Annotated in this window: 17 protein-coding genes and 4 tRNA genes; 12 read left to right on the top strand and 9 right to left on the bottom strand. The window is 62.8% G+C overall.

All coding sequences use genetic code 11. The features are described from left to right. Nucleotide 1: 1 nt before the first annotated feature. A complete protein-coding gene (locus B4L76_RS09160; protein ID WP_296231927.1) occupies nt 2-391 on the top strand; it encodes a type IV pilin protein in 390 nt (129 codons plus the stop codon). A 54-nt stretch (nt 392-445) separates the two neighbouring features. Then, on the top strand, nt 446-1543 hold the full coding sequence (gene thiO, locus B4L76_RS09155; protein WP_296231926.1) for a glycine oxidase ThiO: 1098 nt from the start codon (nt 446-448) through the stop codon (nt 1541-1543). Between the two features lie 32 nt (nt 1544-1575). Here thiO and B4L76_RS09150 read toward each other — a convergent pair whose 3' ends face one another. Then, a complete protein-coding gene (locus B4L76_RS09150; RefSeq protein ID WP_296231925.1) occupies nt 1576-1806 on the bottom strand; it encodes a PP0621 family protein in 231 nt (76 codons plus the stop codon). 94 nt (nt 1807-1900) lie between these two features. Continuing rightward, a complete protein-coding gene (locus B4L76_RS09145; RefSeq protein WP_225780296.1) occupies nt 1901-2920 on the bottom strand; it encodes an outer membrane protein assembly factor BamD in 1020 nt (339 codons plus the stop codon). A 147-nt stretch (nt 2921-3067) separates the two neighbouring features. Here B4L76_RS09145 and rluD point away from each other — a divergent pair, with 147 nt between their 5' ends. From rluD to B4L76_RS09115, 6 genes are all read left to right on the top strand, one after another. Further along, nucleotides 3068-4030, top strand: coding sequence for a 23S rRNA pseudouridine(1911/1915/1917) synthase RluD (gene rluD / locus B4L76_RS09140; RefSeq protein WP_170028155.1), 963 nt, complete (start codon nt 3068-3070; stop codon nt 4028-4030). Continuing rightward, entirely contained in the window at nt 4027-4767 is a 741-nt protein-coding gene (gene pgeF, locus B4L76_RS09135; RefSeq protein WP_296231924.1) for a peptidoglycan editing factor PgeF, read from the top strand. The genes rluD and pgeF overlap by 4 nt, the downstream gene beginning before the upstream one ends. Before the next feature lie 189 nt (nt 4768-4956). Beyond that, complete coding sequence (gene clpB / locus B4L76_RS09130) at nt 4957-7521, top strand: ATP-dependent chaperone ClpB (RefSeq protein WP_296231923.1); 2565 nt, start codon at nt 4957-4959, stop codon at nt 7519-7521. Nucleotides 7522-7845: 324 nt separating this feature from the next. Continuing rightward, nucleotides 7846-7921: transfer RNA gene (locus B4L76_RS09125), tRNA-Asn, on the top strand. A 4-nt stretch (nt 7922-7925) separates the two neighbouring features. Beyond that, nucleotides 7926-8002, top strand: a tRNA-Pro gene (locus B4L76_RS09120). A 6-nt stretch (nt 8003-8008) separates the two neighbouring features. Further along, nucleotides 8009-8084 (top strand) — tRNA-Lys (locus B4L76_RS09115). Nucleotides 8085-8474: 390 nt separating this feature from the next. On the opposite strand, the gene B4L76_RS09110 is transcribed toward B4L76_RS09115, so the two are convergent. The 3 genes from B4L76_RS09110 to B4L76_RS09100 form a co-directional block, all read right to left on the bottom strand. Further along, a complete protein-coding gene (locus B4L76_RS09110; RefSeq protein WP_225780299.1) occupies nt 8475-9770 on the bottom strand; it encodes an NAD(P)/FAD-dependent oxidoreductase in 1296 nt (431 codons plus the stop codon). Between the two features lie 84 nt (nt 9771-9854). Further along, complete coding sequence (locus tag B4L76_RS09105; protein WP_013970765.1) at nt 9855-10028, bottom strand: DUF3094 family protein; 174 nt, start codon at nt 10026-10028, stop codon at nt 9855-9857. Between the two features lie 133 nt (nt 10029-10161). Further along, the gene (locus tag B4L76_RS09100) at nt 10162-10791 is read right to left on the bottom strand and encodes a DUF1780 domain-containing protein (protein ID WP_013970766.1); all 630 of its coding nucleotides are present in this window, start codon (nt 10789-10791) and stop codon (nt 10162-10164) included. A 204-nt stretch (nt 10792-10995) separates the two neighbouring features. On the opposite strand from B4L76_RS09100, the gene B4L76_RS09095 reads away from it, so the two are divergent. Next, a complete protein-coding gene (locus B4L76_RS09095) occupies nt 10996-11688 on the top strand; it encodes an energy-coupling factor ABC transporter permease (RefSeq protein ID WP_296231922.1) in 693 nt (230 codons plus the stop codon). 197 nt (nt 11689-11885) lie between these two features. Here B4L76_RS09095 and yacG read toward each other — a convergent pair whose 3' ends face one another. The 4 genes from yacG to B4L76_RS09075 are packed head-to-tail and all read right to left on the bottom strand — an operon-like array spanning nt 11886 to nt 14783. Further along, nucleotides 11886-12086, bottom strand: a complete 201-nt coding sequence (gene yacG, locus B4L76_RS09090) for a DNA gyrase inhibitor YacG (protein WP_170028160.1) — start codon at nt 12084-12086, stop codon at nt 11886-11888. Continuing rightward, entirely contained in the window at nt 12083-12706 is a 624-nt protein-coding gene (gene coaE, locus B4L76_RS09085) for a dephospho-CoA kinase (protein ID WP_296231921.1), read from the bottom strand. Before coaE ends, yacG begins: the two co-directional genes overlap by 4 nt. Then, the gene (locus tag B4L76_RS09080) at nt 12706-13572 is read right to left on the bottom strand and encodes a prepilin peptidase (RefSeq protein ID WP_296231920.1); all 867 of its coding nucleotides are present in this window, start codon (nt 13570-13572) and stop codon (nt 12706-12708) included. The genes coaE and B4L76_RS09080 overlap by 1 nt, the downstream gene beginning before the upstream one ends. Nucleotides 13573-13574: 2 nt before the next feature. After that, nucleotides 13575-14783: a type II secretion system F family protein gene (locus B4L76_RS09075; RefSeq protein WP_296231919.1), complete on the bottom strand. Its 1209-nt coding sequence runs from the start codon at nt 14781-14783 to the stop codon at nt 13575-13577. 216 nt (nt 14784-14999) lie between these two features. On the opposite strand from B4L76_RS09075, the gene B4L76_RS09070 reads away from it, so the two are divergent. The 3 genes from B4L76_RS09070 to B4L76_RS09060 all read left to right on the top strand — a co-directional run bounded on the left by B4L76_RS09070 (nt 15000) and on the right by B4L76_RS09060 (nt 17041). Next, nucleotides 15000-15410 carry a pilin gene (locus tag B4L76_RS09070; protein WP_296231918.1) on the top strand — a complete coding sequence of 137 codons (411 nt, stop codon included), beginning with the start codon at nt 15000-15002 and terminating at the stop codon, nt 15408-15410. A 71-nt stretch (nt 15411-15481) separates the two neighbouring features. After that, a tRNA-Thr gene (locus B4L76_RS09065) sits at nt 15482-15557 on the top strand. A 161-nt stretch (nt 15558-15718) separates the two neighbouring features. Beyond that, nucleotides 15719-17041: a tyrosine-type recombinase/integrase gene (locus B4L76_RS09060; RefSeq protein WP_296231916.1), complete on the top strand. Its 1323-nt coding sequence runs from the start codon at nt 15719-15721 to the stop codon at nt 17039-17041. Nucleotides 17042-17126 lie beyond the last annotated feature (85 nt).

The following is a 17126-nucleotide window of genomic DNA, read 5'->3' as shown; positions in this document are numbered from 1 at the left end:
CATGCAGCAAGGCTTTAGCCTGATTGAATTGTTGATTGTGCTGGCGGTCATCGGCATTCTGGCAGCCATTGCCTACCCCAGTTACCACGACCAGCTCCGGCGCGCTGCACGCAGCGAGGCGGTCGGCCTGCTGCAAGATGCCGCCCTGCGCCTGGAGCGCCACCGCGTGCTCACCGGCCAGTACGCCGAAGGCGAGCCAGGCTTGCCAGTTGGTAACCGCTACTACGACCTGCAGGCCCAGCGCGACAAGGACATTTTCACCTTGCGCGCCCGGCGGCTGCCGGGCGGACTGATGGCGCAGGACCGCTGTGGTGACTTCCAGCTCGACCAGGCTGGCGTAAGGAGCAATCCGGGCGCCGTTGGCGACAGTGCACACTGCTGGGGAAGCTGAAGGTTGAATGGTGCCGGGTGCATCGCGGAATTACTTCAGGTGTTGGATCGACAGATGAGCAAGCAAGTAGTGGTGGTCGGCGGCGGGGTGATCGGCCTGCTGACGGCATTCAACCTGGCCGCGAAAGTCGGGCAGGTGGTGGTGTGTGACCAGGGCGAGGTCGGCCGCGAGTCGTCCTGGGCCGGCGGCGGCATCGTTTCGCCGCTGTACCCGTGGCGCTACAGCCCGGCAGTGACGGCGCTGGCGCACTGGTCGCAGGACTTTTATCCACAGCTGGGCGAGCATCTGTTTGCCAGCACTGGCGTCGACCCGGAAGTACACACCACGGGGCTGTACTGGCTCGACCTGGACGACGAAGCCGAAGCGCTGGCCTGGGCCGTGCGCGAACAGCGGCCGCTGAGTGCGGTGGACATTTCCGCGGCCTATGACGCGGTACCGGGCCTGGGCCCGGGCTTCCGCCGGGCCATCTACATGGCCGGCGTGGCCAACGTGCGCAATCCACGCCTGGTGAAATCCCTCAAGGCGGCCTTGCTGGCGCTGCCCAACGTGACCTTGCGTGAACATTGCAAGATCACCGGCTTCGTCGAGCGCGACGGCCGGGTGACCGGTGTGCGGACGGGCGACGGCGTGCTGGCGGCGGATGAGGTGGTGCTCAGCGCCGGTGCCTGGAGTGGCGAGCTGCTGCGTACGCTTGGCCTGGCGCTGCCGGTGGAGCCGGTGAAAGGGCAGATGATCCTGTTCAAGTGTGCCGAAGATTTCCTGCCAAGCATGGTACTGGCCAAAGGTCGGTATGCGATCCCGCGGCGCGACGGCCACATTCTGGTGGGCAGTACGCTGGAGCATGCCGGGTTTGACAAGACGCCCACGGTTGATGCGTTGGAGAGCCTGAAGGCATCGGCAGTGGAGTTGCTGCCAGGGCTTGAAGGGGCTGAGGTGGTGGCGCATTGGGCCGGGCTGCGGCCGGGCTCGCCGCAAGGCATTCCCTACATCGGGCCGGTGCCGGGGCACCAAGGGTTGTGGCTGAACTGCGGGCACTACCGTAACGGGTTGGTGCTGGCGCCTGCCTCATGCCAGCTGTTTACCGATTTGCTGACCGGGGCCGAGCCGGTCATCGACCCGGCGCCGTATGCACCGGCTGGGCGGTTGGGCTGAAATCATCGGGGCTGCACGGCAGCCCCGGGGGCCTAGCGGGATTGCCCCGGCCCTTGCTGCAGGTGCGCCTGGCTGCAATACCACTCGTTGCCCTGCTGCAGCGCCCGGTCATTGGGCAGGTGCACGCCACAATGGGCACAGCGCACCATCTTCAGCGGCGCATCCAGCCTGGCGTCGGGGCGCGACTGTTGGCTGACTTTGAATTTGCGCCACAGCCAGAACGCGGCGGCGATCAGGGCGATCCAGAAAAGTAAGCGAACCATGGTGTCCAGCTTGTCGGTTGAAGAAGCCGACAGTCTAGGGCGCGGCCAATAAAAAAGGGAGACCCAGGGCCTCCCTTTCACCTACCGCAGCAGGTCAGTCGAACAGACCAAAGGTCATGTAGCTGAACCAGGAGCGGTCCTGCTCGGCTTCCTTCGGCCCTTCCGGCACGATCGGGTCACCGTTCTCGTCTTTCGGCAGCAGTTCTTGCGGCATTTCGTCACGCGCGTCCTGGAACTGTTTGACCACATCCTGGTTGGCGCGGGTTTCGCCCGGCGGCAGCGGGGTGTCGGTTTCGATCAGGCCCAGGGTGGCCTTGGACAGCCAGCCACGGCCGTCAGACTCGGTCTGTTTGGGCTGGAACTGGCCATCGACCAGGCTCGGGTGGTCCGGGTAGTTGAGCTTGAGGGTTTCCAGGCTGGTGGCCGCCAATTCGTCCAGGTGCATCTTCTGGTATGACTCGACCATTACCGCCAGGCCATCACCGACCGACGGGGTTTCCTGGAAGTTTTCCACCACGTAGCGGCCACGGTTGGCCGCGGCCACATAGGCCTGGCGGCTCAGGTAGTAGTCGGCCACATGGATTTCGTATGCGGCCAGCAGGTTGCGCAGGTAGATCATGCGCTGCTTGGCATCAGGCGCGTAGCGGCTGTTGGGGAAACGGCTGGTCAGCTGGGCGAACTCGTTGTACGAGTCGCGGGCGGCACCCGGGTCACGCTTGGTCATGTCCAGCGGCAGGAAGCGCGCCAGCAGGCCGCGGTCCTGGTCGAACGAGGTCAGGCCCTTGAGGTAGTAGGCGTAGTCGACGTTCGGGTGCTGCGGGTGCAGCCGGATGAAGCGCTCGGCGGCCGACTTTGCAGCTTCGGGCTCCGAGTTCTTGTAGTTGGCGTAGATCAGCTCGAGCTGCGCCTGGTCGGCATAGCGGCCGAACGGATAACGCGACTCCAGGGCCTTGAGCTTGTTCACGGCGCTGGTGTAGCTGGAGTTGTCCAGGTCAGCCTGCGCCTGCTGGTACAGCTCGGCTTCGCTGAGGTTCTCGTCAATGACTTCCTTATTGGAGGAACAGGCCGCGGTGAGCCCGAGGATGGCGATCAGCAGCAGGTGTTTCACTTGCATGGCGGCTTGCGTCCCTTTGACGGCCGCTGTCTTGGGCGGTGCCGTCCTGTTATGATGAGCGCCCCGGCCAACCCCGGGACAAAAGAAGCCGTATTTAACCACAAGCTCGCAGCCGAAACCAAAGGCTGTGCGCCCGCCGAATCGAGCATGTCCGAGATCATTCAACTTAGCGCAGAGGTGCCGTCCGAACTGGGCGGTCAACGCCTCGACCAGGTCGCCGCCCAATTGTTCGCCGAGTACTCGCGTTCGCGGCTAACTTCGTGGATCAAAGAGGGCCGCCTGACGGTCGATGGCGCGGTAGTGCGCCCTCGAGACCTCGTCCATGGTGGCTCGCAGCTTATCCTGGAGGCCGAGCAAGAGGCCCAGGGTGAGTGGGTCGCAGAAGATATCGAACTGGATATCGTCTACGAGGACGACCACATCATGGTGATCAACAAGCCTGCCGGGCTGGTTGTGCACCCGGCCGCCGGGCATGCCAGTGGCACCCTGCTCAATGCGTTGCTGCACCATGTGCCGGACATCGTCAACGTACCGCGCGCCGGTATCGTGCACCGCCTGGACAAGGACACCACCGGTCTGATGGTGGTGGCCAAGACCTTGCAGGCGCAGACCAGGCTGGTCGAGCAGATGCAGGCGCGCAAGGTCAGCCGCATCTACGAGTGCATCGTGATTGGCGTGGTGACCGCAGGCGGCAAGATCGATGCCCCGATCGGTCGCCATGGCGGCATGCGCCAGCGCATGGCGGTCACCGACGGCGGCAAGCCGGCGGTCAGCCACTACCGTGTGCTCAAGCGCTTCCGCTCGCACACCCACGTGCGGGTCAAGCTGGAGACCGGTCGTACCCACCAGATCCGCGTGCACATGGCGCATGTAGGGTTCCCGCTGGTCGGCGACCAGACCTACGGTGGCCGCTTCCGGATTCCACCAGCTGCCAGCCCGACCATGGTCGAGGCGGTGAAAACCTTCCCGCGTCAGGCGCTGCATGCGCGCTTCCTCGCGTTGGCCCACCCGATTACCGGTGAAGTCATGAAGTGGGAATCGCCACTGCCGGATGACTTCGTCTGGTTGCTGTCGCTGCTGAACCAGGACCGCGAGAGCTTTATCGGATGAGTGGCCTGACGCAGACGCTGCTGTATCCCGACTGGCCGGCCCCGGCCTCGGTGCGCGCCTGCGTCACCACACGCCAGGGCGGCGTCAGCGTGCCGCCCTACGAAACCTTCAACCTTGGCGACCACGTTGGGGACGACCCGGCGGCGGTGGCCGAGAACCGTCGCCGTCTGAGCGATGAGCTCGCCATCCAGCCGGCCTGGCTCAAGCAGGTGCACGGCCTGGTGGTGGCCGATGCCGACCCGGGCGTGGTCGCCGAGGCCGACGCCAGCTGGACCGACCAGCCAGGCATTGCCTGCGCGGTGATGACTGCCGATTGCCTTCCGGCGCTGTTCTGCGACCGTGCCGGTACCCGCGTGGCCGCGGCGCATGCCGGCTGGCGCGGGCTGGCTGGGGGTGTACTGGAAGCCACGCTCGGCCGCCTGGCTTTGCCGCCTGAAGAGGTGCTGGTATGGCTGGGCCCGGCGATCGGGCCGCAGGCTTTCGAAGTTGGCCTGGAAGTGCGCGATGCCTTTACGGCGGTGCACCCCGAAGCGGCGCGGGCCTTTGTCGATGGCGAGCGGCCAGGCAAGCTGGTGGCCGACATCTATGAACTGGCACGCATTCGCCTGGCGGCGTGTGGGGTGACTGCCGTTTATGGCGGTGGCTGGTGCACGGTCAGCGACGAGCGGTTCTTCTCCTATCGGCGCACCCCGCACGGTGGGCGCTTTGCGTCCCTTGTGTGGCTGGCGCCGCGCTAGCCTGTAGCACCTCTTCGCGGGCACGCCTGCGAACTGCCCCATCGCTAATCCAACAGGTTGACTTCGGTCAACCCCGCTACGCTTGAATCTTCCACAATCAGCCTTATCTATAAGGTCATCTCAGGCAGGTTTCTTCATCAACAGGCGCTGTCCATCGCTCCGACCTGCCCTTTAAAAGGAAGGTATCCCATGCGAATAGACCGTTTGACCAGCAAGCTGCAGCTTGCCATATCCGATGCCCAGTCCCTGGCCGTTGGCATGGACCACCCAGCCATCGAGCCCGTGCACCTGCTGCAGGCGCTGCTCGAGCAGCAGGGTGGTTCGATCAAGCCGCTGCTGATGCAGGTAGGCTTCGATATCAACAGCCTGCGCCAGGCGCTGGTGAAGGAACTCGACCATCTGCCGAAAATCCAGAACCCGACCGGCGACGTGAACATGTCGCAGGACCTGGCGCGCCTGCTCAACCAGGCCGACCGTCTGGCCCAGCAGAAAGGTGACCAGTTCATTTCCAGCGAACTGGTGTTGCTGGCCGCCATGGACGAGAACAGCAAGCTCGGCAAGTTGCTGCTCGGCCAGGGCGTCAGCAAGAAGGCCCTGGAAAACGCCATCAACAACCTGCGCGGCGGTGCGGCAGTCAACGACGCCAACGCCGAGGAATCGCGCCAGGCGCTGGACAAGTACACCGTCGACCTGACCAAGCGGGCCGAGGAAGGCAAGCTGGACCCGGTGATCGGCCGTGACGACGAAATCCGCCGTACCGTGCAGGTATTGCAACGCCGGACCAAGAACAACCCGGTGCTGATCGGCGAACCTGGGGTCGGCAAGACCGCCATCGCCGAAGGCCTGGCGCAGCGCATCATCAACGGTGAAGTACCGGACGGCCTCAAGGGCAAGCGCTTGCTGGCGCTGGACATGGGCGCGCTGATCGCTGGCGCCAAGTACCGCGGCGAGTTCGAAGAGCGGCTCAAAGGCCTGCTCAATGAACTGTCCAAGCAGGAAGGCCAGATCATCCTGTTCATCGACGAACTGCACACCATGGTCGGCGCTGGCAAGGGCGAGGGCGCCATGGACGCCGGCAACATGCTCAAGCCGGCCCTGGCCCGAGGCGAGCTGCACTGTGTCGGCGCGACCACACTCAACGAGTACCGCCAGTTCATCGAGAAGGACGCGGCTCTGGAGCGGCGTTTCCAGAAGGTACTGGTCGAGGAGCCGAGCGAGGAAGATACCATCGCCATCCTGCGTGGCCTGAAGGAGCGCTATGAAGTGCACCACAAGGTCGCTATCACTGACGGCGCCATCATCGCCGCGGCCAAGCTCAGCCACCGCTACATCACCGACCGCCAGTTGCCGGACAAGGCCATCGACCTGATCGACGAAGCGGCCAGCCGCATCCGCATGGAGATCGACTCCAAGCCGGAAGTGCTCGACCGGCTCGACCGTCGCCTGATCCAGCTCAAGGTGGAATCGCAGGCGCTGAAGAAGGAGGAAGACGAAGCTGCGAAGAAACGCCTGGAGAAACTGACCGAGGAAATTACCCGGCTGGAGCGTGAATACGCCGACCTGGAGGAAATCTGGGCGTCGGAGAAAGCCGAAGTGCAGGGTTCGGCGCAGATCCAGCAAAAGATCGAGCAGGCTCGTCAGGAACTGGAAGCCGCCCGTCGCAAAGGCGACCTCAGCCGCATGGCCGAGCTGCAGTACGGAGTGATCCCCGACCTGGAGCGCAGCCTGCAGATGGTCGACCAGCACGGCAAGTCCGACAACCAGTTGCTGCGCAACAAGGTGACCGAGGAAGAAATTGCCGAAGTGGTGTCCAAATGGACCGGTATCCCAGTGGCCAAGATGCTCGAAGGTGAGCGTGAGAAGCTGCTGAAGATGGAAGAGCTGCTGCACCAGCGGGTGATCGGCCAGGGCGAGGCGGTTACTGCCGTGTCCAACGCCGTGCGCCGCTCGCGTGCCGGGTTGTCCGATCCGAACCGGCCCAGTGGCTCGTTCCTGTTCCTCGGCCCGACCGGTGTGGGCAAGACCGAGCTGTGCAAGGCGCTGGCCGAGTTCCTGTTCGACACCGAAGAGGCCATGGTGCGCATCGACATGTCCGAGTTCATGGAGAAGCACTCCGTGGCGCGCCTGATTGGTGCCCCGCCAGGCTATGTGGGCTATGAAGAGGGCGGTTACCTGACCGAGGCGGTACGGCGCAAGCCTTATTCGGTGGTGCTGCTGGACGAGGTGGAAAAGGCTCACCCGGATGTGTTCAACGTGCTGTTGCAGGTGCTTGAGGACGGCCGCCTGACCGACAGCCACGGGCGCACCGTGGACTTCCGCAACACGGTGATCGTGATGACGTCCAACCTGGGCTCGGCGCAGATCCAGGAACTGGTGGGAGACCGCGAGGCACAGCGGGCAGCGGTAATGGATGCGGTGGGTGCGCACTTCCGCCCGGAATTCATCAACCGTATCGACGAAGTGGTGGTGTTCGAGCCATTGGGCCGTGAACAGATTGCCGGTATTACCGAAATCCAGCTGGGCCGCCTGCGCAGCCGTCTGCAGGAGCGCGAACTGTCGCTGAGCCTGAGCCCGGAAGCCCTGGACAAGCTGATTGCCGTGGGTTACGACCCGGTGTATGGCGCACGGCCGCTGAAACGGGCCATCCAGCGCTGGATCGAGAACCCGCTGGCGCAGCTGATCCTGGCAGGCAAGTTCATGCCCGGTACGGCGATTACCGCCAAGGTGGAAGGCGAGGAGATTGTCTTCGCCTGACCCCTAAGCCCCGCTTCGGCGGGGTTTTTTTCATCCCGCTGCAGGTGAGGTGATAAGTTTCTGAAAATTTTGAAATTTTTGCTTGCATCCGAAATCGAGTGCCCCTAATATACGCCGCGTTGTCAGGCACTAAGCGAATCACCAGCAACATCGGGGATCGCAAAACAACTTACAAATCAGTAAGTTGAACGAAAAAAAGTGGTTGACAAGCAAAACGAAGAATGTAGAATAGCCGGCCTCAGCAGCGACAACGCGAAAGCGGATAGCCAAAGAGACCGAAGCTAACACGGCTTCGAAGTAGTAAAGGTTGTACCGAAGTTCAGTTCCGCGATAGCTCAGTCGGTAGAGCAAATGACTGTTAATCATTGGGTCCCTGGTTCGAGTCCAGGTCGCGGAGCCAATCTCGGGGTGTAGCGCAGTCCGGTAGCGCGCCTGCTTTGGGAGCAGGATGTCAGGAGTTCGAATCCCCTCACCCCGACCATTTTCCGGGTCGTTAGCTCAGTTGGTAGAGCAGTTGGCTTTTAACCAATTGGTCGTAGGTTCGAATCCTACACGACCCACCATGTAAAAAGGGCATCTCGAATGAGATGCCCTTTTTCTTTTGCCTCGAATTAATCCCCAAAGAATGTGCCATCAACGCGGCCTGGCCAGGCCGACCGTCAGGCATTTTCCTGTGGGCGCAACTGTCTTGCTCAAAAGTTCAAAGCTGGCGTTATTCCTGTGGGAGCTGCCTTACCCCGCGAACACGGGCAAAGCCCGTGCCCAGCACCGGCCTGGCCAAGCCGACCGCCAGGCATTTTCCTGTGGGCGGAACTGTCTTGCTCAAATGTTCAAAGCTGGCGTTATTCCTGTGGGAGCGGGCTTGCCCCGCGAACACGGGCAAAGCCCGTGCCCAGCACCGCGACGCCTTCTTCACGGGCAAGCCTGGTCTTGCAGGTGGAGCCAGATGCCTGTCAGTGCAACTTCAGGCGCGGCTCGGTACCCCGGCCAATCTTGCTGCCCAGCATCATCAGCGCAGTGCGGAAGAAACCGTACAGCGCCATCTGGTGCATCCGGTACAACGACACATAGAACATGCGCGCCAGCCAGCCTTCCAGTTTCACACTGCCCATCAGGTTACCCATCAGGTTGCCCACCGCCGAGAAGCGCGACAGCGACACCAGCGAACCGTAGTCCTTGTACGCGTAGGTCGGCAGCGCCTTGTTCTCCAGCCGTGCCTTCAGGCTCTGCGCCAGCATCGAGGCCTGCTGGTGCGCGGCCTGCGCCCGTGGCGGCACGTTGCGATCGCTGCCAGGTTGCGGGCAGGCGGCGCAGTCGCCGAAGGCAAAGATGTTGTCGTCCCGCGTGGTCTGCAGGGTGGGGCGCACCACCAACTGGTTGATGCGGTTGGTCTCCAGGCCATCGATGTCCTTGAGGAAACCCGGCGCACGGATACCCGCCGCCCATACCTTCAGGCTGGCCTGGATCACTTCGCCATCCTTGGTTTTCAGGCCATCCTCGGTCACTTCACTGACGGCCGCGTTGGTCATTACCTTCACCCCAAGTTTTTCCAGGGTCTTGTGCACCGGCACGCTGATGCGCTCGGGCAGTGCCGGCAGCACGCGCGGGCCGGCTTCGATCAGGGTGATGTGCATGTCCTTGGGCTGGATACGGTCCAGGCCATAGGCCGCCAGTTCGTGCGCTGCGTGGTGCAGCTCGGCCGCCAGTTCCACACCGGTGGCACCCGCGCCGACGATGGCCACGCTGATTTTTTCGCTGGCCACATCACCGGCATGGGCACGCAGGTAGTGGTTGAGCAGTTGCTGATGGAAACGCTCGGCCTGCTTGCGGGTATCGAGGAACAGGCAGTGCTGCGCCGCGCCCAGGGTGCCGAAGTCGTTGGTATTGGAACCCACGGCAATCACCAGGGTGTCGTAGCCCAGGGTACGCGCAGGCAGCAGCTCGCGGCCCTCCTCGTCGAGGGTGGCGGCCAGCTGGATCTGTTTGCCCTCGCGGTCCAGGCCGCTCATGCGCCCCAGCTGGAAGTTGAAGTGGTTCCACTTGGCCTGGGCCACGTAGTTCAGTTCGTCTTCAGAGGAGTTCAGCGAGCCTGCGGCCACTTCGTGCAGCAGTGGTTTCCAGATATGCGTGAGGTTGGCGTCGACCAGGGTGATCTCGGCCTGCTTGCGCTTGCCCAGGCTTTTACCCAGGCGGGTCGCCAGTTCCAGGCCGCCGGCGCCGCCGCCGACAATCACAATGCGATGAGTCATGGGAATATCTCATAAGGTTTACGGAATTCTTGGCCCAGGGGGCCGGCCGCAAACTGCGCGAGGGGCGGGCGAGCGCGAAGCAGCTCATAGCACCAGCCCACTCAGCAGGCGGCTGATGAGACCCAACCCGATGGTCACGGCCACCACCAGCACAAGGAGCAGCCACGGCCGGAAGGGCCTGCGCTCGACTTGGTGCTGGGGGGCTCGCAGATACTCATCGACACGACGCTGATCTTCCGGATTCAAGCGGCTGGTCATGGTGTGGCCTCGTCAGGTAGACGTTTGTGACTGCGCAAACGCTACAGCGTTCACGCAGGCGCTTGAAACAAATGATAATGCCTTCTATCTCCGGCGCCGAGTGTACGCCATCGCAAACACTCGCTGCACTGGATCAAAGACTGATGCCCACGTCGAACACGATGCTGCGGCCCAAGTTGCCGCGCAGGAAGTCCGGCGCATCCGGGTGGGCGAACAGCACCCGGGCGAAGGTCGGCCCGACCAGCGATAGCGAGCGCCAGCCCTGGCGCAGGTATTCGGTGGGTGGCGGGAAGTGGGTGTTGAGGTCGAGCACCTCGCGCTTGAGGCTGGCGAAGGCGATGATATCCAGCTCGTTCAGCTCCAGCCCGCGTTCGCGGTAGTTGTGTGCCTTCTTGCGCAAGGTCGGCGCCAGGCGCCCAAGCAGTTCGGTGGCACTGATGCGCCGCGGGCGCGCTTCGCGGCGCACCAGTTGCGCCAGGGAAAACGCACTGCGCCGACGTTGCAGCTCTTCGCGCCATTCATCGTTCAACCGGCGGCCCTCGTCGAGTACGAAAAACACCTCGAAGGCGGCGTCGCGGAACAGCACGTCTGGCGGCTCCTGCCCGGCCGGGGTGAAATCCTCGCTGCGGTAGGGAATGTTCAGCCCCTGCAACAGGCGTTGGCACACCCAACGCTCCCGCTCCCACTTGCGGGCATTGGAAAGAAAGGCATTGGCTTGTTCGGCCTGGATGGTAAGCAGGCGCAGGTAATCTGAGTCATCCATGGGGCAAGCTTAGACCCTAATCGATGACGGTAAGATGCTGTTTGTGCGGAAAAATCAGTGCAGCCCCGGCCACTGCCGCCGGCCATGCGAGTTCAACAGGCCAAAGCCCGCCACGGCGTTGATGGCGCGCAGCGCTGCGGCCCGCAGCCGAATGACGCGGAGAATAGGTGTAGACTCGGCCTTATCCACACGAAGGCAGGGGGCATGGTTCAGGTGATCAGCGCGCAGGTGTTGTCCGGCACCACCCTTACCGTTGGCTGGCTCGGTTACGTACCATTGCTGATCTGGGCGACCAGCCAGGTGCGCTGGGTGGAGCTGTTCACCGACCGGCGCCGCCAGCACCTGCTGTTCGGCACGGTGTTCTGCCTGTTTGCCCTGTGGCTGGTAAGGCGCGATTTCGATACTGGCGTGTCGTACCACTTCATCGGCATGACCGCGGTAACGCTGTTGCTGGACTGGCCGCTGGCCGTACTGGGCGGTTTCATGGCGCAGCTCGGCTTGCTGGTGCTCGGGCGCCAGGACCTGGCCGCGCTGGGGGTCAATGGCTTGTTGCTGGTTGGCTTGCCGGTGTTGATTGCCGAGGCGTGCGCGATAGGGGTCGAGCGCGCCCAACCCAGAAACCTGTTCGTGTATATCTTCTGTTCCGGCTTTTTTCCTGCAGCGCTGACGGTGCTGGCCTGCCTGTCGGCCGGGTTGGGCTTGCTGTGGTTGAACGGGCGCTTCGCCATGCCGGAGTGGCTGAGCGACTTTGTCGGCTACCTGTGGCTGATGATGTTCCCCGAGGCGTTCATCAATGGCACGGTGATCAGTGCGCTGGTGGTGTTTTGCCCGGAGTGGCTGGAAACCTTCAACCGCACGCGGTATCTGCAGGCGCCATGGAAGGAAGATGAGCGATAGCTGCGCAACCACATGCCCCGGTGGAAGCAACTGTCTTGCTCAAATGTTCAAAGCTGGCGTTATTCCTGTGGGAGCGGCCTTGTGCCGCGAAAGGGCAGCGAAGCAGCCCCGGCAATAGTTGCCATGACGCGATGGAAGGGGCCGCGTAGCGGCCCTTCCGCCACACAAGGCCCAGCCTCCAGCGGCGTGCGGTGGGCTCAGTGGCGCGGCTCCAGGTCCCCCGAATACAGTTCATCCTCGGACTCGTCCGAACCCGGGATCTTGTGTTCCTCCGCCGCCCAGGCGCCCAGGTCGATCAGCTTGCAACGGTCCGAGCAAAACGGCCGGAACGGGCTTTTCTCGTTCCATTCCACTGGTGCGCCACAGGTCGGGCAATCGACGGTCAATGGCTGGCTCATGGCTGGCCTCCTCGTAAAGTCAGGTAAAAGTGGTGCAGGCGGTCAATCTGCTCATGCAACCCGGCGAGGTCGCCGTCATTGACCACCACATCGTCGGCATGGCGCAGGCGCTCTTCACGCGCCAGCTGGGCCTTGAGTATGGCCTGCACCTGCTCGGTACTGGTGTTGTCCCGCGCCAGGGTTCGCGCCACCTGCAGCTCTTGCGGCGCATCGATCACCAGCACCCGTTGGGTTTTCTGGTATTGCCCCGACTCGATCAACAGCGGCGAGACATACACCGCATACGGCGACTCGGCCTTGGCCAGGTAAGTGAAGATCTCCTGGCCGATCAGCGGGTGCAGCAACTGTTCCAGCCATTTGCGTTGCGCCGGGTCGGCGAAGATCAGCTGGCGCAGGGCCGTGCGGTCTAGCTGGCCGTCGGTTTGCAGCACGCCAGGGCCGAAGCGCTCGACGATGCTGGCCAGCGCCGGGCGGCCAGGTTCGACTACCCAGCGTGCCGCCTGGTCGGCATCGACGAGGTGCACGCCAAGCTCGACGAAACGCTCGGCAGCGGCGCTCTTGCCGCTGCCGATACCGCCGGTCAGGCCGAGAATCCAGGGGGTAAAGGCCGCAGTGGTCATCAGAATCCAAGCAGTTGCAGGTATGAGGCGTATATTTCATCACCCCAGAGCACAGCAATCCACCCCGCAATCGCCAGATAGGGCCCAAACGGCATCGCCGTGCCCAAGGCATGCTGGCGCAAGCGCAGCAGGCACAGCCCCACCAGCGCCCCGACCAGCGACGACAGCAGCAACGTCAACGGCAATACCTGCCAGCCACCCCAGGCCCCGATCAGCGCCATCAGCTTGAAGTCGCCATAGCCCATGCCTTCCTTGCCAGTGGCCAGCTTGAACAGCCAGTACACCGTCCACAGGCAGAGGTAGCCGAGCACCGCCCCCCACAGCGCACTGGCCAGGGGGACATAGAGGCCGAACGCGTTGACGATCAGCCCCAGCCACAGCATCGGCAGCACCAGCACATCTGGCAACAGCTGGTGCCTGGCATCGATCAGGCTCAGCGCCAGCAGGCACCAGGTCAGCGGCATCGCCAGCAAGGCTTCGGGCGAAGCACCAAAGTGCCAGGCCACCACCAGCGAAAGCAGCGCGCTGGCGACCTCCACCAACGGGTAACGCGGGCTGATGCGGGCCTTGCAAGCCGAACAGCGCCCGCGCAGGGCCAGGTAGCTGATGAGCGGAATGTTCTCCCACGCGCGTATTCGATGGCCGCAATGCGGGCAACGCGAGGCCGGCAGCCACAGGTCGAAGCGCTCATGCGCCGTTGTCGGCAGCCCCAGCACCTCCTGCGCCTCACGCTGCCATTGCTGCTCCAGCATGATCGGCAGGCGGTACACCAGCACATTGAGGAAACTGCCCACCAGCAGCCCGAGCAGCGTGGCCAAGGTGAGGAAGTACGCTGGCTGCTCGGCCAGCAAAGTCCATGAAGTCATGTTCAGATCAAGCTACCCAACTGGAAGATCGGCAGGTACATCGCTACCACCAGGCCGCCAACCAGCACGCCCAGGATCAGCACGATGGCCGGCTCCAGCAGGCTGGTCAACTGGTCCAGCGCCTGGCTGACCTGTTCCTCATAGTGGCTGGCGGCTTTCTCCAGCATCTGGTCCAGCGTACCGCTGGTTTCACCGATGGCCGTCAGTTGCACCAGCAACGGCGGAAACAGCGGCTCGGCGGCCATCGCCTGGTTCAGCCCCTGCCCATTGGCCATGCCCTGACGCAGCCGCAATACCGCCTGTTCGTGCAAGTCGCCACCACTCACCCGCGCTACCGTGCCCAACGCATCCAGCAACGGCACCCCGGCGGCATAGGCTGTTGCCAGGCTACGCGCAAAGCGCGCCAGTGCCGCCTGCCCCAACAACCTGCCAAACACCGGCAAGCCCAGCGCCTGCCGCGCTAGCCACAGGCGCGTCGGTGCGTGCTGCTGATATAGCCGGCGCATGGCGAAACCGAGCGCAGCGCCCAGCACCACCAACAGCGGCGCAAACCGGCTCAGTGCCGTGGACAGATCAATGACCCATTGGGTGAATGCAGGCAGTGCCGCGCCCATGCCTGAAAACAGGTTCTCGAATTCGGGTATCACCTCCAGCAGCAGAATCGCCGATACCCCCAACCCGGTCAGCAACAGCAGCAGTGGGTAGATCATCGCCTTGCGCACTTTCCTGCGCAGCGTGTGGCGTTGTTCCAGCATGCTCGCCAGCTGTTCCAGCTGGCGGTCGAGCGTGCCGGATTGCTCACCCACCCGCACCAGGTTGCAATACAGCGCATCGAACCAGCCTGGATGGCGCTGCAACGCGTCCGCCAGCCCCAGGCCCGAGGCCACATCCTGTTTCAATCTGTCCAGCAAGGCTGCCTGCCCCGTATCGCAGCCACTGCGCCCCATCACCTCGAACGCTTGCAGCAGCGGTACCCCGGCCTTGAGCAAGGTCGCCAGTTGCCGGCTGAACCCCGCCGGGTCGGCTTTGGCCTGGCGTTTCGGCAAACTGAAGGTCAGCCCGCCAGCGGGCCGCAAACCTGCCACTTTGATGCCCTGACGAATCAGCCCGGCCCGCACGTGGGCCGGGCTGCGCCCGGGCGTCTGGCCGCTGACCGGCTGGCCGTTGGCGTCGGTGCCGTGCCAGGTGTAGAGAGGGGTCGATGGGTTCATGCCAAGGTCCTTTTTCCTGCCCATGCGACAAGCTTCGAAACAGCTTGCCGCGTCCACGCCAGGGCGCGCGTCCATGATGCTCACTAGAGTAGTTCAGCGAAGATGACGCCCAAGCGGGCAGGGGTGACAAAAGGTGTCTGTTCAGGCCTACTGCGCCGCTGCCGGTTGGGGCGAGACAGACCTCAACGAGTACGCGTATCAAAAAGGAAACTGTTCATGAAAGGGCAACGCGGTATCACCCTGATCGAAATGATGATCGTTGTTGCGATCATCGGCATTCTGGCGACCATCGCCTTACCGATGTACACCAACCACCAGTCCCGTTCGAAGGCTGCGGCCGGGTTGCTGGAGATCAGCGCGCTGAAGACAGCGATGGACTTGCGCCTGAATGATGGCAAGGACGTCGCGGCGGTGGCCGAGCTGGGTGGGCAGCCGGCAACGGCGCATTGTGCGATCACGGCCAGCGGCAAGGCGGCGGACGGCACCGGAAGCATCGTTTGTACACTGGTGGATGCGCCGGCTACCGTGCTGGGCAAAGCCATTACCCTGACCCGCGCGGCGGCTGGCTGGGCGTGTACGACCGACATTGAAGAAGACCTGGCACCGAAGGGCTGCAAGGCGCCTTGAGGATGGGGTAATAAAGTAGGCGAAACAGGGGTTTGCGTAACGGGTGCGAGCAGTGGTACGTTGCGCTACACGCCGGTGTAGCTCAGTCGGTAGAGCAGCGCACTCGTAACGCGAAGGTCGCAGGTTCGATTCCTGTCTCCGGCACCAGTTCAGGTTCCAGCGAAGGCTACCAAAATCTTTGGATCCCCCGTAAAACCCGCCTTCTGGCGGGTTTTTTCGTTATGGCGTTCCGTCGGAATCCGACAGCTGCCAGCCTATTTAGGGGTAACGTTTGGGATAAAGTCGATTCGATAAAGGGGTTTACCCTTATGGCTCGTACTACTGCTCCCCTGACTGACAGCGCATGCCGCTCGGCAAAACCTACAGACCGCCCCTACAAGCTTTTCGACGGCGACGGTCTTTACCTCCTCGTTTACCCCAATGGCCGCAAAGGCTGGCGCTTCCGGTATGTGAAACCGGATGGACGAGAGGGGCTGACCTCGTTTGGCAACTATCCCGTGATTGGGCTCGCAGATGCTCGGCAGAAGCGTCTGGAGACTAAGCGGATGCTGGCTGAAGGCATTGATCCGATTGCGTTCAAGCAGCAGGCCAAGGCCGAGGCGGTTGTCAGAGGGCACACCTTTGAGCGCGTTGCCTTGGACTGGCATAAGGAAATGTCCGTGAAGTGGGCGCCTGGCCATTCGAGGACTGTGCTGAGTCGTTTGAAGACTCACGTATTCCCGCTGCTAGGCGCACGGGCCATCGTTGATCTGGATACTTTCGACCTCATGCAGCCGCTTGAGGCGATCAAGAAACGCGGCACGATCGATGTGGCTTTGAGGGTACAAAACTACCTGCAAAGCATCATGCGTGAGGCGAAGCGGCTGCGGCTGATCACGGTGAACCCTGCATATGACCTTGAGGGCTTCATCAGCGCGCCACGGGTTACGCATCGGCCTGCACTCCCGCTCTCTCGTTTGCCTGAGTTGATGGACCGCATCGAGAACTACAAGGGACGTACGCTCACTCGGCTGACTGTAATGTTGTCGCTGCATGTGTTTGTCCGCTCCAGCGAATTGCGCTTCGCACGTTGGAGTGAGTTCGACCTGAAGCGCGGTATCTGGGAGATACCTGATACGCGACCCGCTTTGGATGGCGTCCCGTATTCGACCAGGGGCACGAAGATGGCGGGCGACATCCATCTGGTCCCTCTGTCACCGCAAGCGGTGGCGTTGCTCGAACAGATTCATGCGATCACGGGGTACTTCGACCTGGTGTTCACCAGTGACGCTCGCTCGTGGAGGCCTATGTCCGAGAACACAGTCAACAGCGCTTTGCAGAACATGGGCTACGACACCAAGACCGAAATCTGCGGGCATGGCTTCCGGTCGATGGCGTGCAGTGCCTTGGTCGAATCCGGGCTGTGGTCAGAGACGGCTATCGAGCGGCAGATGAGCCACAGGGAGCGCAACAATGTTCGGGCGGCGTACATCCACAAGGCCGAGTTCTTGGAGGAACGGCGAATGATCATGAGTTGGTGGAGCCGCTACCTCGAAGCGAACCGGCAGGAGCATATCTCGCCACATGAGTTCGCGAATCAGACCGGGGAAAACGTTTCTAGCCTAAGAGCAAGGCGTGGCGCAGTCGAGTGAGTGCCCGGCTTCGAATTTTCGGTGATCCGCTTTCCACGCGGGTCCATCCAAACAGGGCTGCAAAGCCGCCCTGTTTGGATGGACC

This window comes from Pseudomonas sp. UBA4617 (assembly GCF_002386445.1).
Lineage (GTDB): Bacteria > Pseudomonadota > Gammaproteobacteria > Pseudomonadales > Pseudomonadaceae > Aquipseudomonas.
This window is presented reverse-complemented; position numbering and strand designations above follow the sequence as displayed.

Bases quoted from the DNA above. Each gene is read 5' to 3' on its own strand.
- B4L76_RS09160 (WP_296231927.1), top strand. From the start codon at position 2: ATGCAGCAAGGCTTTAGCCTGATTGAATTGTTGATTGTGCTGGCGGTC.
- thiO (WP_296231926.1), top strand. From the start codon at position 446: ATGAGCAAGCAAGTAGTGGTGGTCGGCGGCGGGGTGATCGGCCTGCTG.
- B4L76_RS09150 (WP_296231925.1), bottom strand. From the start codon at position 1,806: ATGGTTCGCTTACTTTTCTGGATCGCCCTGATCGCCGCCGCGTTCTGG.
- B4L76_RS09145 (WP_225780296.1), bottom strand. From the start codon at position 2,920: ATGCAAGTGAAACACCTGCTGCTGATCGCCATCCTCGGGCTCACCGCG.
- rluD (WP_170028155.1), top strand. From the start codon at position 3,068: ATGTCCGAGATCATTCAACTTAGCGCAGAGGTGCCGTCCGAACTGGGC.
- pgeF (WP_296231924.1), top strand. From the start codon at position 4,027: ATGAGTGGCCTGACGCAGACGCTGCTGTATCCCGACTGGCCGGCCCCG.
- clpB (WP_296231923.1), top strand. From the start codon at position 4,957: ATGCGAATAGACCGTTTGACCAGCAAGCTGCAGCTTGCCATATCCGAT.
- B4L76_RS09110 (WP_225780299.1), bottom strand. From the start codon at position 9,770: ATGACTCATCGCATTGTGATTGTCGGCGGCGGCGCCGGCGGCCTGGAA.
- B4L76_RS09105 (WP_013970765.1), bottom strand. From the start codon at position 10,028: ATGACCAGCCGCTTGAATCCGGAAGATCAGCGTCGTGTCGATGAGTAT.
- B4L76_RS09100 (WP_013970766.1), bottom strand. From the start codon at position 10,791: ATGGATGACTCAGATTACCTGCGCCTGCTTACCATCCAGGCCGAACAA.
- B4L76_RS09095 (WP_296231922.1), top strand. From the start codon at position 10,996: ATGGTTCAGGTGATCAGCGCGCAGGTGTTGTCCGGCACCACCCTTACC.
- yacG (WP_170028160.1), bottom strand. From the start codon at position 12,086: ATGAGCCAGCCATTGACCGTCGATTGCCCGACCTGTGGCGCACCAGTG.
- coaE (WP_296231921.1), bottom strand. From the start codon at position 12,706: ATGACCACTGCGGCCTTTACCCCCTGGATTCTCGGCCTGACCGGCGGT.
- B4L76_RS09080 (WP_296231920.1), bottom strand. From the start codon at position 13,572: ATGACTTCATGGACTTTGCTGGCCGAGCAGCCAGCGTACTTCCTCACC.
- B4L76_RS09075 (WP_296231919.1), bottom strand. From the start codon at position 14,783: ATGAACCCATCGACCCCTCTCTACACCTGGCACGGCACCGACGCCAAC.
- B4L76_RS09070 (WP_296231918.1), top strand. From the start codon at position 15,000: ATGAAAGGGCAACGCGGTATCACCCTGATCGAAATGATGATCGTTGTT.
- B4L76_RS09060 (WP_296231916.1), top strand. From the start codon at position 15,719: ATGGCTCGTACTACTGCTCCCCTGACTGACAGCGCATGCCGCTCGGCA.